The 16,659-nt window shown below is 66.4% G+C and carries 12 protein-coding genes and 1 riboswitch; of the genes, 5 read left to right on the forward strand and 7 right to left on the reverse strand.

Features of this window, described 5'->3' with window-relative positions; all coding sequences use genetic code 11:
* Nucleotides 1–107 precede the first annotated feature (107 nt).
* The 4 genes from RBT42_RS05765 to ahcY all read right to left on the reverse strand — a co-directional run bounded on the left by RBT42_RS05765 (nucleotide 108) and on the right by ahcY (nucleotide 4,199).
* Nucleotides 108–713 carry an OmpW/AlkL family protein gene (locus tag RBT42_RS05765; RefSeq protein WP_320363007.1) on the reverse strand — a complete coding sequence of 202 codons (606 nt, stop codon included), beginning with the start codon at nucleotides 711–713 and terminating at the stop codon, nucleotides 108–110.
* A gap of 246 nt (nucleotides 714–959) precedes the next feature.
* Nucleotides 960–1,814, reverse strand: coding sequence for a methylenetetrahydrofolate reductase [NAD(P)H] (gene metF / locus RBT42_RS05770; RefSeq protein WP_320363009.1), 855 nt, complete (start codon nucleotides 1,812–1,814; stop codon nucleotides 960–962).
* Nucleotides 1,815–1,867: 53 nt separating this feature from the next.
* Nucleotides 1,868–2,632 (reverse strand): TlyA family RNA methyltransferase, encoded by a 765-nt coding sequence (locus RBT42_RS05775; protein WP_320363011.1) that lies wholly within the window; start codon nucleotides 2,630–2,632, stop codon nucleotides 1,868–1,870.
* Nucleotides 2,633–2,750: 118 nt separating this feature from the next.
* Entirely contained in the window at nucleotides 2,751–4,199 is a 1,449-nt protein-coding gene (ahcY, locus tag RBT42_RS05780) for an adenosylhomocysteinase (RefSeq protein WP_320363013.1), read from the reverse strand.
* Between the two features lie 88 nt (nucleotides 4,200–4,287).
* Nucleotides 4,288–4,366, reverse strand: a riboswitch (S-adenosyl-L-homocysteine riboswitch).
* Nucleotides 4,367–4,544: 178 nt separating this feature from the next.
* Here ahcY and RBT42_RS05785 point away from each other — a divergent pair.
* Nucleotides 4,545–7,913 carry a PAS domain S-box protein gene (locus RBT42_RS05785; RefSeq protein ID WP_320363014.1) on the forward strand — a complete coding sequence of 1,123 codons (3,369 nt, stop codon included), beginning with the start codon at nucleotides 4,545–4,547 and terminating at the stop codon, nucleotides 7,911–7,913.
* Between the two features lie 65 nt (nucleotides 7,914–7,978).
* On the forward strand, nucleotides 7,979–9,604 hold the full coding sequence (locus RBT42_RS05790) for a peptide chain release factor 3 (RefSeq protein ID WP_320363016.1): 1,626 nt from the start codon (nucleotides 7,979–7,981) through the stop codon (nucleotides 9,602–9,604).
* A 22-nt stretch (nucleotides 9,605–9,626) separates the two neighbouring features.
* On the opposite strand, the gene RBT42_RS05795 is transcribed toward RBT42_RS05790, so the two are convergent.
* Nucleotides 9,627–10,865: an HD-GYP domain-containing protein gene (locus tag RBT42_RS05795; protein WP_320363018.1), complete on the reverse strand. Its 1,239-nt coding sequence runs from the start codon at nucleotides 10,863–10,865 to the stop codon at nucleotides 9,627–9,629.
* A gap of 211 nt (nucleotides 10,866–11,076) precedes the next feature.
* Between RBT42_RS05795 and RBT42_RS05800 the strand changes: the two genes are divergently transcribed.
* Nucleotides 11,077–12,576: a methyl-accepting chemotaxis protein gene (locus RBT42_RS05800; RefSeq protein ID WP_320363019.1), complete on the forward strand. Its 1,500-nt coding sequence runs from the start codon at nucleotides 11,077–11,079 to the stop codon at nucleotides 12,574–12,576.
* 76 nt (nucleotides 12,577–12,652) lie between these two features.
* On the opposite strand, the gene RBT42_RS05805 is transcribed toward RBT42_RS05800, so the two are convergent.
* Nucleotides 12,653–13,273, reverse strand: a complete 621-nt coding sequence (locus RBT42_RS05805) for a DUF2238 domain-containing protein (RefSeq protein ID WP_320363021.1) — start codon at nucleotides 13,271–13,273, stop codon at nucleotides 12,653–12,655.
* Nucleotides 13,274–13,334: 61 nt separating this feature from the next.
* Nucleotides 13,335–14,525: a methionine adenosyltransferase gene (gene metK, locus RBT42_RS05810; RefSeq protein ID WP_320363023.1), complete on the reverse strand. Its 1,191-nt coding sequence runs from the start codon at nucleotides 14,523–14,525 to the stop codon at nucleotides 13,335–13,337.
* A 218-nt stretch (nucleotides 14,526–14,743) separates the two neighbouring features.
* Between metK and RBT42_RS05815 the strand changes: the two genes are divergently transcribed.
* Together RBT42_RS05815 and RBT42_RS05820 are read left to right on the forward strand one after the other, a co-directional pair.
* Nucleotides 14,744–15,652 (forward strand): lysophospholipid acyltransferase family protein, encoded by a 909-nt coding sequence (locus RBT42_RS05815; RefSeq protein ID WP_320363026.1) that lies wholly within the window; start codon nucleotides 14,744–14,746, stop codon nucleotides 15,650–15,652.
* Nucleotides 15,649–16,545, forward strand: a complete 897-nt coding sequence (locus RBT42_RS05820) for a lipid A biosynthesis acyltransferase (protein WP_320363028.1) — start codon at nucleotides 15,649–15,651, stop codon at nucleotides 16,543–16,545. The genes RBT42_RS05815 and RBT42_RS05820 overlap by 4 nt, the downstream gene beginning before the upstream one ends.
* The last annotated feature ends 114 nt before the right edge of the window (nucleotides 16,546–16,659 follow it).

Raw genomic sequence — 16,659 nt, forward strand, 5'->3', positions numbered from 1 at the left:
GTGCCTGGGGGCATTTGACGCCGAATCGCGCTTTGCCATGCAAAAGGGCTCCCAAGTGGGAGCCCTGCGGGGCGCGGAGCCTGGACAGGCTCACGCGGTGAGCTGCCTCAGAAGCGATAGCCGAGGCCCACGCCGATCAGCAGAGGGTCGACCTTGAGGGTGCCCACGCCGACACCGTTGTGGGTCACGTCAGCGTGGATCTGTACCTTCTTGACGTCCAGGTTGATCGACCATTGCTTGTTCAGCGGAATGTCCATGCCGGCTTGCAGCGCCCAGCCCCAGCTGCCGCGCTTCAGATTGACACCAGGCACCACGGTGTTCACGCTGGAGAAGTTGGTGTAGTTCACACCCGCACCGACGTAGGGACGGATGGCCGTGTCGTTGGGCATGAAGTGGTACTGCACCGTCAGGGTGGGTGGCAGGTGACGCAGGCTACCGATCACGGTGTCACCCGACTTGATGTTGTGCTTTTGCGGGTAGGTCAGGATCAGTTCAGCGGCGATGTTGGGCGTGAAGAAGTAGCTGATGTCCACTTCAGGGATCAGCTTGGCATTCACATTCAGGTCCGCGCCCAGCGTGGTCTGATCCTTGTTGGCCGGATCCAGATTCACCGCACGCACACGCACCTGCCAGGGAGATTCCTGCGCCATCGCAGGGGTCAGAGCGGCGACAGACAGAGCGGCGATGGCCACAGCGCGGAGGGTCTTGTTCATGATGCAGTCCTTTGGATGACAGGGAAGCGTTGCGACACCGACCTTCGGCGCCGCCATGAACACATTGCAACAAGTGGCCCTCGCGCCAGACTTGCGCCACATCAAGTCCGTTCAGCGAAAGCAGGGAGCAACCCTGAGAAGCTCAGGGTGTTTGCGCCAGATCAGGAAAACCCGATGCCGGCGCGCCACACCCTGTTGACACGGCCCTTGCAGCCGTGACTCAGCCTGGCGAACGAGCCCCGATCATCAGGCCGGGATCAAACCCAGACGCTCGCACAGCGCCAGCACCGGCGCCGACTGGTTCATCGTGTAGAAGTGCAGGCCCGGCACGCCGCCGGCACGCAGCTGCTCGCACAGGTCGGTGACCACGTCCAGCCCGAAGGCCTGGATGGAGGCCTTGTCGTCGCCAAAACCTTCCAGGCGGGTGCGGATCCAGCGTGGCACCTCGGCGCCACAGGCATCCGAGAAACGCAGCAACTGGCTGCTGTTGATGATGGGCATGATGCCCGGCACGACCGGGATGGCCGCGCCCAGCGCCTCGGCCTCTTCGACGAAGCGGAAGTAGGCGTCGCTGTTGAAGAAGTACTGGGTGATGGCCACATCGGCCCCGGCCTTGACCTTGGTGGCATAGGCCTGCAGGTCAGCCTGCGGGTTGCGCGCCTGCGGATGCATCTCGGGGTAGGCGCCCACTTCAATCTGGAAGTGGCTGCCGGTTTCCTCGCGGATGAAGGCCACCAGGTCGCTGGCGTAACGGAACTCGCCGAAGCCGCCATAGCCGCTGGGCAGGTCGCCGCGCAAGGCGACGATGCGCTTGATGCCATCGGCCTTGAACTGAGCGAGTTGCTCGCGCACGCTGGCCTTGCTCGCGCCGATGCACGAGAAATGCGGCGCCGCATCGCAGCCTTCACTGAGGATGGCGCGCACCGTCTGGATGGTGCCGTCTTGCGTGCTGCCGCCGGCCCCGTAGGTGACGGAGCAGTACTCGGGACGGATCGCGTACAACTGCTGGCGCACGGCGGCCAGCTTCTCGACCCCTTCCGGAGTCTTGGGCGGGAAGAACTCCACGCTCACCGGCAGGGAGTTCGGGGATGACTGCGTCATGTGTTGTCTTTCAAGGTGGGCGCTTGAGCCCGCCGGGCCGGTCAGGAGGATGATCAGGCCTGCGGCGACTGCGCCCAGATGAAGAATTCGAGGTTGCCGTCGCCACCGGCGATCGAGCTGGCAAAGCCCTTGTGGACCGTCCAGCCCAGGTCGGTACAGGCGCGGCGCACCATGTCACGGGCGCGGGCGTGCTGGGCCGGGTCCTTGACGACACCGCCCTTGCCCACGTGGTCCTTGCCCACTTCGAACTGAGGCTTGATCAGCATCAGCACCTGCCCACCCGGCTTGAGCCACGGCGCCAGGTGGGGCACGATCTTGGACAGGGCGATGAAGGACAGGTCGGCCACGATCAGGTCAAAGCCTTCGGTCGGGGCGTGCTCGCGCAGCGGGCTGTCTTCCAGCTCACGGGCGTTGACGTTCTCCAGCACCACCACGCGCTCGTCGGCCTTGAGCTTCTCGTGGATCTGGCCATGGCCCACTTCCACGCCCACGACGCGCGTGGCGCCCTGCGACAGCAGCACATCGGTGAAGCCACCGGTGCTCTGGCCGATGTCCAGGCAGGTCATGCCCGTCACGTCCAGGTCGATCTGTTGCAGCGCGCCTTCGAGCTTGAGCCCGGCGCGCGACACCCAGCGCAGTTCCTCGTCATTGGTGACGCGGAACTGGGCGTCTTCCGGCAGGTCTTCGCCAGCCTTGCGCAGCACGGTCCAGCCCTTGGGGCCGAGCCACTGCACCGCCCGCGCATCAATCAAACGATGAGCGGCCGAGCGGGTGGGCGCGTGCCCTTGTTGAACGATGAGTTGGTCTGCGCGTGGCATGGTGAATCCTGTGAAACAACCTCGGCGCCAGAGATCCAGCTAACCGCCGCAGAACCGGCTTGGCCGGGCTGCTGGCGGTTGCCCCCTTGAGGGGGCGGCCGAAGGCCGTAGGGGGTGGTTAGTAGCGATACGTGTCGGGCTTGTAAGGGCCCTGCTTCGGCACACCGATGTAGGCGGCCTGCTCGTCGGTCAGCTCGGTGAGCTGGGCGTTGAGCGTGGTCAGCTGCAGGCGGGCCACCTTTTCATCGAGGTGCTTGGGCAGCACATAGACCTTGCCCACGTCGTAGGCGTCGCTGTGGGCGAACAGCTCGATCTGGGCGATGGTCTGGTTGGCGAAGCTCGACGACATCACATAGCTGGGGTGACCCGTACCGCAGCCCAGGTTCACCAGACGGCCCTTGGCCAGCAGGATGATGCGCTTGCCATCGGGGAAGATGACGTGGTCGACCTGGGGCTTGATCTCTTCCCACTGGCACTTCTCTTCCAGCTTGGCAACCTGGATTTCGTTGTCGAAGTGACCGATGTTGCAGACGATGGCGTTGTTCTTCATCGCGGCCATGTGCTCATAGGTGATCACGTCGCGGTTGCCGGTGGTGGTCACAAAGATGTCGGCCTTGTCGGCGGCCCAGTCCATCGTCACCACGCGGTAGCCTTCCATGGCGGCCTGCAGGGCGTTGATCGGGTCGATTTCGGTGACCCACACCTGGGCGCTCAGGGCGCGCAGGGCCTGGGCCGAGCCCTTGCCCACGTCACCGTAGCCGGCCACCACGGCGACCTTGCCGGCGATCATCACGTCGGTGGCGCGCTTGATGCCGTCGACCAGCGATTCGCGGCAGCCGTACAGGTTGTCGAACTTGGACTTGGTCACCGAGTCGTTCACGTTGATGGCGCGGAACATCAGGGTGCCCTTGGCGGACATTTCGTTCAGACGGTGCACACCGGTCGTGGTCTCTTCGGTCACGCCGATGATCTGGGCCGACTTGCGGCTGTACCAGGTGCCGTCTTCGGCCAGCTTGGCCTTGATGGCGGCAAACAGGATGCGCTCTTCTTCGCTGCCGGGGTTGGCCAGCACCGACGGGTCGGTCTCGGCCTTCTTGCCCAGGTGCATCAGCAGCGTGGCGTCACCACCGTCGTCCAGGATCATGTTGGGGCCTTCGCCTTCCGAACCCTTGGGGCCGAAGTCGAAGATGCGGTGGGTGTAGTCCCAGTAGTCTTCCAGCGACTCACCCTTGTAGGCGAACACCGGGGTGCCGGCTTCGACCAGGGCAGCAGCGGCATGGTCCTGGGTCGAAAAGATGTTGCACGAGGCCCAGCGCACGTCGGCGCCCAGGGCTTGCAGGGTCTCGACCAGCACGCCAGTCTGGATGGTCATGTGCAGCGAGCCGGTGATGCGCGCGCCCTTGAGGATCTGCTTGGGGGCGTATTCCTCGCGGATGGCCATCAGCGCGGGCATTTCGCTCTCGGCGATCTTCAGTTCCTTGCGGCCCCAGGCGGCCAGCGACAGGTCGGCAATGGCGCAAGGCACGCCCTTGTGCTCGGTGATCAGTTTGGTGTTTACAGCGGACATGGACAAAGCTCCTCAACGTTCAGAAGCCGCCGTGCGCTACCGGGGGTCAAAAAGACACAGAGAGATACCACTCACCCAGCGGGACACATGCGGGTGAGCGCCGTTGCAGAAGTCAAGTCTTTCGAGCCTGGGATCCGGAGGTGGACCTTGCAACGCTCCTCGAAAGCGGCCGCCAGTATAAAGCGAGCCTCGGCCCGGTGGGGCTGTTTTGAGGGGAAAGTCGGCGGCTTGCAGGGGCTTTGACCCCGCTTGACGCCCACGGAGGCACATTTGGACACGAAACACCCGAGGCATGCGGGCAGACACCGACGGTGGCATTCGACGACAGGGCTAACATGACACGTCATGACAATGTCTGCGCACCGACCCCATGACGCTGCACCCGCGCCACCGGCTTCGGGTACGGGGGCCGTCGTGCCTGACGCGGGCCTCACCGCGCTGGCGGCTCTGGCCTGCACACTGTGTCAGACCCCGATCGCCCTCCTCAGCCGGGTCACACCGCAGCGCCAGCATCTGCTGGCACAAGTGGGCCTGGATCTGGGCCAGCCCGTCGGCCTGGACGCATCCGGCGCCGCCCTGCCCCACCTGGCCTGGACCATCGCCACGCTGAACCACCGGGGCCTGCTCGTGGTGCCCGATGTGGCCGCCACCCCGCCCTGGCAGGACGACTGGCTGGCCAGTGGCCCGGCCGGCATCCGCTTTTACGCCGGCCTGGCCCTACCCGGCCCGGACGGCCAGCCCCTGGGCACCCTGTGCGTGATGGACACCCGGCCCCGCGAGTTGGACGCCGCCACTCAGGCGCAGTTCAGTGCGCTGGCCCAGGTGCTCGGCCCCGCGCTGGCGCCCGCGCCGAGCGAGGCGCTGGCCCCCGGCGGTGCCAAGACCGAACTGGCGTGCTACCGCGCCATCGTCGAGAGCCAGACCGATCTGATCAGCCTGGCCACCCCGCAAGGGCGCCTGACCTTCGTCAACCCGGCCTTTGCCGCGCACGTGGGCCACCCGGCCGAAGACCTGATCGGCACCAGCCTGTACGAGCACCTGCCCGCCGCCGACCGCGAAGCGGTGGTTTCCCAGGTGGCCGCCGTGTGCGCCCACGGCCTGGTGCTGGGCAGCGAGGTGCGCCACCCCAACGATGCGGGCGACGCGCACTGGACCAGCTGGACCCACCACCCCCTGTGCGATGCCCAGGGGCGGGTGTGGGCGGTGCAGTCGGTGGGCCGCGACATCACCGAGCGCAAGCTCACCGAGCGCTCGCTCAAGGACAGCCAGACCCGCCTGCGCTCGCTCTACGAGTCGACACCGGCCATGCTGCACTCGATCGATGCGCAGGGGCGCCTGCTCACCGTCAGCGACACCTGGCTGGCCAAGATGGGCTACCAGCGCAGCGAGGTGATCGGGCGCAATTCGGCCGACTTCCTCACGCCCGAATCACATGCCTACGCCCGCAATGTGGTCCTGCCCCGCTACCTGCGCGATGGGCGCTGCGAGCACATCGAGTACCAGATGGTGCGCAAGGACGGCACCCTGATCGACGTGCTGCTGTCGGCCACCATGGAGCGGGACGAACAGGGGCGCCTGCTGCGTTCGCTGGCCATCCTCGAGGACGTCACCGAGAAGCACGCCGTGGAAGCGGCGCTGCGCACCAACCAGGAGCGCCTGGCCCTGGCCACCCAGGCCAACGGCATCGGCATCTGGGAGCTCGACCTGGTCCACCAGCGCCTGACCTGGAGCGAGATGATGTTCCAGATCTTCGACATGCGCCGCGAGCAGTTTGAGGGACGCGCCGAGGACTGGCGCCGCACCGTGCACCCCGACGATCTGGCGATGTGCGAGCAGGAAATGGCCCGCGCCGTCGCCACCGGGCGGCCCATGAACTTCGACTTCCGGATCGTTCACGGCGATGGCGGCATCCGCGATGTCAACGCCAGCGCCACCGTGTTCTACGACGAAGACGGTCGCCCACTGCGCATGCTGGGCACCAACTACGACATCACCGAGCGCAAGCGCATGGAGCGCGAGCTGGCCGAGAAGCACGAGCTGCTGCGGGTGACCCTGCACTCGATCGGCGACGCGGTCATCACCACCGACGCCCACGGGCGGGTGCAGTGGCTCAACCCCGTGGCCGAGCGCATGACCGGCTGGAACAATGCCGAGGCGGGTGGCCGGCCCTTGAGCGAGGTGTTCCACATCGTCGACGAGGCCACCGGCGAGCCGGAGATGTGCCCGGTCAGTCGCAGCCTGTGCGACGACCTGATCGACCCGCCCACCCGGCTCACGCGGCTGATCTCGCGCGACGGCACGCCTTACGGCATCGAGGATTCGGCCGCCCCCATCCGCGACGCCCAGGGACAGGTCCTGGGCGTGGTGCTGGTGTTCCACGATGTGACCGAGCAGCGTCGCATGGGCCACGAGATGCGTTTTCGGGCCACGCACGACGAGCTCACCGGCCTGGTCAACCGCAGCGAGTTCGAGGCCCGTCTGCAGCGCGCCCTCAACGACAGCCTGCAGCGCGGCAGCGCGCACGCGCTGATGTACATCGACCTGGACCAGTTCAAGCTCGTCAACGACGCCTGTGGCCATGCGGTGGGCGACCAGCTGCTGCGTCAGGTCACCGAACTGCTCAACAACTGCGTGCGCGCACGCGACACCCTGGCGCGCCTGGGCGGCGACGAGTTCGGCGTGATCCTGGAGCACTGCGAGGTCGAACAGGCCGAGCGCGTCGCACAGAAGATCTGCGACCAGATGGAGGAGTTCCGCTTCGTGCACGAAGGCCGGCGATTTCGCATCGGCACCAGCATCGGCCTGGTGCCGCTGGACCGGCGCTGGCGCCACCCCGACGCCATCATGCAGGCCGCCGACACCTCCTGCTACGCGGCCAAGGAAGCGGGCCGCAACCGCGTGCACCTGTGGTTCGACACCGACCAGACCATGCAGACACGCAAGGGCGAGATGCAATGGGCCACACGCCTGGAGCAGGCCCTGGACGAAGACCGCTTCGTGCTGTACGCCCAGCGCATCGCTCCCATCCGCCCCAATGGCGAAGGGCTGCGCTGCGAGGTGCTGATCCGCCTGCAAGACGACGATGGCGCCGTCATTCCGCCAGGCGCCTTCCTGCCCGCCGCCGAACGCTTCCAGCTGGCCTCGCGCATCGACCGCTGGGCGGTGCGCCAGGTGTTCGCCCTGCTGGCCTCGCGCCACCCGGCGCTTGAGGCGGTGCACACCCTGGCGGTCAACCTCTCGGGTCAGTCGATTGCCGACCCGGCTTTCCAGCGCTACCTGCTCGAGCTCATCGAGCGCCAGCCGGTCGACCTGAGCAAGCTGTGCTTCGAGATCACCGAAACCGCCGCGATCACCAAACTGGCCGAAGCCGGCAGCTTCATCCAGGGCATGCGCCGCCTGGGCATGCGCCTGGCGCTCGACGATTTCGGCTCGGGCTCCTCGTCCTTCGGCTACCTCAAGGCCCTGCAGGTCGACTACCTCAAGATCGACGGCCAGTTCATCAAGGACGTGGTGCACGATCCGCTCGACCGCGCCGCCGTGCGCTGCTTCTGCGACGTGGCCCGGGTCATGGGCCTGAAGACCGTGGGCGAGTTCGTCGAGAACGACCCCATCTTGCAGGAGCTGCTGGACCTGGGGGTGGACTATGCCCAGGGCTACCTGATTCACCGCCCGGAACCCCTCGGCCAGTTGCTAGGCATCGCCCCGGGAGGGTGAGCGCCAGGGATGACCGTCGGGAGCGAATCGGCTAGCATGTCGGGCTTCGCCGGAGCCAGCTTGCCGTGACCACCTCAGTTTTTGCCCCAGAAACCAGCCGCCGTCGCACCTTTGCGATCATTTCCCACCCTGACGCCGGTAAAACGACGCTGACGGAAAAGCTGCTGCTGTTCTCGGGCGCCATCCACATCGCCGGGGCCGTCAAGGGTCGCAAGGCCTCGCGCCATGCCACGTCGGACTGGATGGAGATCGAAAAGCAGCGCGGCATCTCGGTGGCCTCCAGCGTGATGCAGATGCTCTACCGCGACCATGTGGTGAACCTGCTTGACACCCCCGGCCACAAGGACTTCTCGGAAGACACCTACCGCGTGCTGACCGCCGTGGACTCGGCGCTGATGGTGATCGATGCGGCCAACGGTGTGGAAACCCAGACCAAGCGCCTGATCGAGGTCTGCCGCCAGCGCGACACGCCCATCATCACGTTTGTGAACAAGATGGACCGCGAAGGCCGCGACCCGCTCGAGTTGCTCGATGAGGTCGAACAGGAGCTGGGCATGCCCTGCGTGCCCATGACCTGGCCCGTGGGTCAGGGCAAGGCTTTTGGCGGCATCGTCAACCTGCGCACGCAAAGCATGCGCCTGTTCGACGCCGGCGCCGACAAGCGTGGCGAAGACGACGAGATCGTGCCCCTGAGTGAGCGCGACAAGCTGCACGCCCGTTTTGGTCACGAATGGGAACTGGCCGAGGCCAATATGGAGTTGATGGCCGAAGCCGCCCCGGCCTTCGACCTGGAGCTGTTCCTGGCGGCCAAACAGACCCCGGTGTTCTTCGGCTCGGCCGTGAACAACTTCGGGGTGCAGGAGGTGCTCGACGCGCTGGTGGACCTGGCGCCCGCGCCGCGCCCGCGTTTCAGCACCGAGAAAGACGGCTCGCACAAGGAGATCGCCCCGGACATGGAGAACTTCTCCGGCGTGGTGTTCAAGGTGCAGGCCAATATGGACCCGTCACACCGCGACCGCATCGCCTTCGTGCGCGTGTGTTCGGGCAAGTACACCCCGGGCATGAAGCTCAAGGTGCAGCGCTCGGGCAAGGAGCTGCGCCCCACCTCGGTGGTGACCTTCCTGTCGCAGCGCCGCGAGGCGGTGGACGAGGCCTTTGCCGGCGACATCATCGGCTTCACCACCCACGGCGGTGTGCAGCTGGGCGACACCATCACCGATGGCATCAACCTGCAGTACACCGGCCTGCCCTTTTTCGCGCCCGAGCTGTTCCAGACGGTTGAGCTGGCCAACCCGATGAAATCGAAGCAGCTGCAGGCGGGCCTGGTGCAACTGGGCGAAGAAGGGGCCATCCAGGTGTTCCGCCCCGAAGTCGGCGGCTCCATGCTGCTGGGCGCCGTGGGTCAGCTGCAGTTCGAAGTGGTGCAGCACCGCCTGAAGGCCGAGTACAGCGTCGACATCCGCCTGATGCCTTGCCGCTTCGTGGGCGCGCGCTGGATCACGGCTGACACCCCGGCGGCCCTGAAAAAGTTCACCGACGAGAATGCCAGCAAGCTGGCGCTGGACGCGGCCGACACCCTGGCCTACATGATGACCTCGGCCTACGACCTGCGGCTGACGGCCGAGCGCCATCCGCAAGTGCACTTCCACCCGCTGCGCGAGCACGCGGGCCTGAGCCTGTCGAACCAGTGAGCCGGAAGGCGGGGCGCCGGGTTCAGCCCGGCTGGTTCCAGAGCTGATCGAGGTTCTGGAAGCCCCATTGGCTCTTGGACTCGCGCGAGACGATCTGGTCCACGGTCTTGCTCAGGTCGAGCAGCTCGACCGGGATGGGCTGGTTGGACTTGGTCGAGAAAAACACGCGCACGATGGGCGAGAGCAGTGAGCCGCTGCCCTGCTCCACCACCACGGCCAAGCGGCCGGACTGCAGCTTGACCAGCGAGCCGGTCGGATAGATGCCGATGCTCTTGACGAAGGCCTGGAACACGCGCTCGTCAAAGTGCCCTTCCTTGGTCCAGGCCGCCATCTTCATGAGCGAATCGGCCGGGTCCCAGCCAGCCTTGTAGGGCCGGTTGGACGTGATGGCGTCGTAGACGTCGCACACGGCGCCCATCTTGGCGTACAGGCTGATCTCGTCGCCCTTGAGTCCCTTGGGGTAGCCTCGGCCGTTGATCTTTTCATGGTGGTGCAGGCACACGTCCAGCGCCACCGGCCCCACCGCGCCGCCTTCCTTGAGGAGCTTGTAGCCCTCTTCGGGGTGGCTCTTCATGATGGCGAACTCTTCCTGCGTGAGGGCGCCGGGCTTGTTGAGCACCTCCAGCGGCATCAGGGCCTTGCCCATGTCGTGCACCAGACCGGCCATGCCGGCTTCACGCGCCTGGGCCTCGCTGAGCTTGAGCTGGCGGGCCAGTGACACCATCAGCGCGCACACCGCCACGGAGTGCATGAAGGTGTAGGCCTCGCTCGTCTTGAGGCGGGCCAGGCTGACCAGGGCGCCGGGGTTGCGCTCGACCGAATCGGCGATCTCCCGCACCAGCGGCAGGCAATGCTCGGTGTCGAGGGCCTTGCCCATGCGGGCGTCCTGGAACATCGTCTGCATGGCCTCGCGCGACTTGGCCAGCACGCGTCCGGCCCGGGCCAGCTCCTCGCGGAAGGTGGCGCGTTCCTGGGGCGTCGGAGGCGGTGGGGCCAGCGGCGCCGGGGCCGTGGGCAGTGGCTCGGGCAGGTCAGCGAAATCGGTGGACGGCACTTCGATGTCGTCCATCACGGCCATGTCCACGTCGCGCCCCTTGTCGGTGTCGATGATCACCTCGCGGATGGCGCCGAGCTGGCCAATCTGGGCTGCATCGGTGACCTTGAAAGAGCCACGCCAGAACGGGTGATCCAGCCATGAGCCGCACACCTCGTGAACGTGCATGCCAACGCGCAGGGAATCGGTGGGGATCTTTCGGAGCATGGTGAGACAAAGATGCAGGCGCCGCTGCGGATCATTCCATCTTAGGTTCGATGAACGTGCACCGTTCAAGGGAGCTGCGCGAAATCACCGCAAAGCGCGGCATTTTACTCAGGGTTACCCCTAGCTCATACTCATTACATCGACGTTCGCGCGCAACATGCGCGTGTCATTTATTCACCCGGGGGCCTGGCCCCCTTTTCTGGTCGTCGGCATGCGTCTTCACAACCTGGGCATCGCCCGCAAACTCTGGCTGGGCGTGATCTTCCTGATCGTCGCCAACGTGTTCATCGTCGGCTTTTCGGGCCTGCGCACGGCCAAGCTCACGGCCCGCTTTGATGCGGCGTTCGCGCAACTGGACACCAAGCTGGCACTCGCCCAGGAGTGGGCCAGCCAGAGTGAAGCCGAGGCGAACCGTGCTGCCGTGCTGAGCCACACACCCGGCGCCATCGATCCGCTGGCCGCGGCCCGCGAGCAGAGCCAGGCCAAGCTGCTGACACTCCGCCAGCAACTGGACGGCCTGTCGCTGGACGAAGCCGACCGAGCCCAGCTCGCGCGCATTGATGCGGCACAGGCGCAGTTCACCCAGGCCCTGGCCCAGCCCGAGCAGATCGAGACGGCGCTGAAGGCCTACACCGAGGCCCTGCGCGAGTTCTCGGCCATGCAGCCGCGGGCCGCCACCGCCTTGCGCCACCAGTTTGGCGAGGCGCGCCGTGGCACGGTGCTGATCGCGGGCGTGATGGCCCTGGCCGTGATGGGCACGATGGTTCTGAGCGCCGCGCTGCTGATCCGCTCCATCCGCCGCCCCCTGAACACCGCGGTGGCCGCCGCCGCCCAGATGGCCGCGGGCGACTTGCGCGTGCACGTGAGCTCGCAAGCCAGCGACGAAATCGGCCAGTTGCTGAACTCGCTGGGCACGCTGAGCAGCTCGCTCAACCGCCTGGTGGGCGATGTGCGACACACCACCGACAGCATCTACACGGCCTCCAACGAGATCGCGGTGGGCAACCAGGACCTGTCCAACCGTACCGAGCAAACGGCGGCCAACCTGGAAGAAACCGCCTCGTCGATGATCGAGCTGACGGGCAACGTCCACGAGTCGGCCAATGCCGCGCAACAGGCGCACGCCCTGGTGGAGCAGGCCTCGGCCACGGCGCGCCGCGGCGGTGAGGTCATGGACCGGGTGGTGAACAACATGGACGGCATCGCCCAGGCCTCGCGCAAGATCGGCGACATCATCGGCGTGATCGACGGCATCGCCTTCCAGACCAACATCCTGGCCTTGAACGCGGCCGTGGAAGCCGCCCGGGCGGGCGAGCAGGGCCGTGGGTTTGCCGTGGTGGCCGGCGAGGTGCGCACGCTGGCGCAGCGCAGCGCCGAAGCCGCACGCGAGATCAAGAGCCTGATCGGCGCCTCGGTGACCCAGGTGGAGTCGGGCTCGCAACTGGTGCAGGACGCCGGCAAGACCATGCAGGAGATCGTCAACGACGTGGTGCGCGTCAGCAGCGTGATCAGCGAGATTTCAGCCTCGGCGGCCGAGCAAAGCAGCAGCATCGGCCAGATCAACCAGGCCGTGAGTCAGCTCGACCAGATGACGCAACAGAACGCGGCCTTGGTGGAAGAGTCCACGGCCGCAGCAGCCAGCCTCACCGAGCAAGCGCACCGGCTGTCGGCAGCGGTCAATGCCTTCCAGACGGACACACAACGGGGCTGACACGGCACCAGTGCGGGGGGCAGCGCGCCCGCATCAGGCCAGCCACTCAGCGCCGGCGCGACGCGTCAACGACCTTTCACCGACGTGCCAGGGGTGCCAATTGGCGGTCGTGCCAGCGCGCCAGCAGCGCCTGGGCCAGCATGGCGCCCAGCGTGGCCATCAGCATGTCGGCCTGGGTGTCGAACGGGTCGCCCTGGGTGGCCAGGAACTCGTCGGCGCCGGCGCCCAGCGCCAGCGCGGCCCACCATTCAATGAACTCGTAGGCGGCGCTGATGGCCAGGCACACACTGGTGACCAGGAAGAACAGCCAACCGCCCGGCTTCAACGGGGTTTGGCGCAGCAAGATTTCGCGTGCCACCATGGCAGGAATGAAGCCCTGCGCCAGGTGACCGATGCGGTCGTAATGGTTGCGGCTGAAATCGAACCACTCCTGCAGCCAGAAGCCCAGCGGCACGCGGGCGTAGGTGTAGTGCCCGCCCACCATCAGGATGATGGCGTGGACCAGGATCAGGGCGTAGACCAGAGGCGTGAGCGGAAAGCGCGACCGCGTGAAGGCCAGCACCGGCACCGCGATGAACACCGGCAGCACCTCCATGACCCAGACACCGGGGTCGTAGGCCCCGATCCAGGACCAGGCGAGCACGGCCGCGACGAGGGCCAGCCAAGTGGCTTCCGACAGGTGGGTGCGTGCGTTCATGCGGGGTCTCCAGACAAGCAAAAGGCCGCACGAGGCGGCCTTGGATTGTGCACGGGGATGATCAGCCCTTCAGGCCAGCCTCTGCGCGCAACACCTGAGCCTTGTCCGTACGCTCCCACGTGAACTCGGGCTCCTCACGGCCGAAGTGGCCGTAAGCCGCGGTCTTCTGGTAGATCGGGCGCAGCAGGTCCAGCATCTGGATGATGCCCTTGGGGCGCAGGTCGAAGTGGGCATTCACCAACTTGGCGATCTGCTCGTCCGGGATCACACCGGTGCCGGCCGTGTTGATGGTCACGTTCATCGGACGGGCCACGCCGATGGCGTAGGCCACCTGCACCTGGCACTTGCGTGCCAAACCGGCGGCCACCACGTTCTTGGCCACATAGCGGGCTGCGTAGGCGGCCGAACGGTCCACCTTGGTGGGATCCTTGCCAGAGAAGGCACCACCGCCGTGCGGGCAGGCGCCGCCGTAGGTGTCGACGATGATCTTGCGACCGGTCAGGCCGCTGTCGCCCTGCGGGCCACCGATGACGAAACGCCCGGTCGGGTTGATCAGATACTTGGTGTCGGCCGTCAGCCATTCCTTGGGCAGCACCGGCTTGATGATCTCCTCGCGCACAGCCTCGTAGAAGCTGTCCTTCATCTTGTGCGACGTCTCGGACTGGTCGGGGCTGTGCTGGGTCGACAGCACCACAGTGTCGATGCCCACGGGCTTGCCGTCCACATAGCGCAGCGTGACCTGGCTCTTGGCGTCCGGACGCAGGAAGGGCAGGCGGCCGTCCTTGCGCAGCTGGGCCTGACGCTCCATCAGACGGTGGGCGTAGTAGATGGCCGCGGGCATCAGCTCGGGCGTCTCGTCGCAGGCGTAGCCGAACATCAGACCCTGGTCGCCAGCGCCAATGTTCAGGTAGTCGTCGCTGGCGCGGTCCACGCCCTGGGCGATATCGTTGGACTGCTTGTCGTAGGCGACCAGCACGGCGCAACCCTTGTAGTCGATGCCGTACTCGGTGTTGTCGTAGCCAATGCGCTTGATGGTGTCGCGCGCGACCTGAATGTAGTCGACGTTGGCCTGGGTCGTGATTTCACCCGCCAGCACCACCAGACCGGTGTTGGTCAGGGTCTCGGCGGCCACGCGGGAGAGGGGATCCTGCGCCAGGATGGCGTCGAGGATGGCATCCGAGATCTGGTCAGCCACCTTGTCGGGGTGGCCTTCAGAGACGGATTCGGAAGTGAAAAGATAGTCGTTCGACACGCTGTGTGCTCCAGTTCAAAAACATAGACCTCGGCGTCGCCAAGGCTGTGAAACTGGGAAGGGTGCACAGCGGCGAACGCTTTAGCGGGATTTGTGAATCGCCCCGCAAGTTGTCCTGTTAACTCGGCGATCTGCATAGTGTAGCCAAACTCGCCGGCGCGTGCAGCTTCGGGATCTGCGAAGATCAGGGTTTTGTGTTCTGGCTCAAGCTCCGTTTCATGGCCCGCCTGTTTTTCATGCTGTCCCGCTGGCCCCTGGCCGTGCTGCACCCCCTGGGTAGCCTGCTGGGCTGGCTGGCTTACCTCCTGTCGCCCTCGTACCGGCAGCGCCTGAACACCCACGCCCGTGCGGCCGGGCTGAGCCGCTGGCAGCGCTGGCAGGCCGTGGCCCATGCCGGCAAGATGGTCAGCGAATCACCCCGCCTGTGGGGCCGCCCGCGCAACCTGCCGCTGGGCAACAGCGTGCGCTGGGTGCGCCCCGAGGTGGTCGATGCGGCCCTGGCCGAAGGCCGCGGTCTGCTGCTGCTCACCCCTCACCTGGGCTGCTTCGAGATCACGGCTCAGGCCTATGCCGACCGCTTTGGCGCACACAAGCCCATCACGGCGCTGTACCGCCCCGCCAAGCAGGCCTGGCTGGCCGAGCTGATGAAAAACGCCCGCAACCGCCCCGGCATGCTCACCAGCCCCGCCACCCTCAGCGGGGTGCGGCAGATGCTGCGCGCGCTCAAGAAAGGCGAGACCGTGGGCCTGCTGCCCGATCAGGTCCCGCCCGAAGGCATGGGCGTGTGGGCCCCCTTCTTCGGCCGCGAGGCCTACACGATGACGATGGCCGCCAAGCTGGTGGCCCAGACCGGCTGCGCCGTCGTGCTGCTGCGCGGCGAGCGCCTGAACTGGCGCGATCGCCGGCGCCACGGCTGCGACTACATCGTGCACGCCGATCGCGTGCCGCCTGACACCGAGCAAGTGCTCGCCGCTGGCGATGCGGCACAATCCGCCGCCGCCGTGAACCGGCTGATGGAAGAGATGATCATGCACGCACCCGAGCAGTACCTGTGGGGATACAACCGCTACAAGGGCCCACGCGCCGAGATCCTGACCTCGGCCAGCGGCGGGGAGGGGCAGGCATGAAGGAGATTGGTCTGCGTCTGGCCCTGGGCCTGCTGTGGCTGCTGCACTGGCTGCCCCTGCCCTGGCTGGCCGCCCTCGCCCACCGCCTGGGATCCATGCTGTACCACGTGGCCGGCTCGCGCCGCAAAGTGGGCCTGCGCAACCTGGAGCTGTGCTTCCCCGACATGCCTGCGGCCGAGCGCGAGGCCCTGCTCAAGCAGCACTTCCAGTGGCTGACGCAAAGCCTGCTCGACCGTGCCGTGCTGTGGTGGGCCTCGCCCGCGCGCATCCGCCGCCTCATCCAGGTCGAGGGCGACATCGAACTGGCCGAACGGGTCTACCAGACCGAAGGCCGTGCCACGATGTGGCTGTGCCCGCACTTCGTGGGGCTGGACGTCGCCGGTGCGGCCATCCTGCTGTGCCAGTCGCGCCCCGGCGCGTCCATCTACCAGGCGCAAAGCCACCCCTTGATGGACAAGCTGATGAAGCGCGGCCGCCTGCGCTTTGGCGACGCCCAGATCTTCCCGCGCAGCGACTCGGTCAAGCCCCTGCTGCGCGCCATCAAGGAAGGCCGCGGCTTTTTCAACCTGCCCGACATGGACTTCGGTCTGCAGGATGCCGCCTTCGTGCCCTTCTTCGGCGTGCCGGCCGCCACGCTGCTCGCGCCGTCACGCATGGCGCGCATGCTCAACATGGTGGTGCAACCGGTGATCGCCGAGCTCCTGCCCGGCGGTCAGGGCTGGCGCGTGCGCTTTCTGCCGGCCCTGCACGACTTCCCCACCGCCGATGCCGAGGCCGATGCCACGCAGATGAACCGCTTCATCGAGCACGAAATTCTCAAGCAACCTGCGCAATATTTGTGGGTTCACCGTCGTTTCAAGACGCGCCCCCCCGGTCAATCGCGCTTTTATTGACCTCAACAGGATGAATCTGCGTCGATACTCAGGGTCCATTGGAAAGCCCACGTCCCGGTCGCGGGAGCGGGGCCCTTGACGAGATTGTGGAGTGTCGGCATATGAATCTGATCA

The organism is Aquabacterium sp. (assembly GCF_034003525.1).
Lineage (GTDB): Bacteria > Pseudomonadota > Gammaproteobacteria > Burkholderiales > Burkholderiaceae_C > Aquabacterium.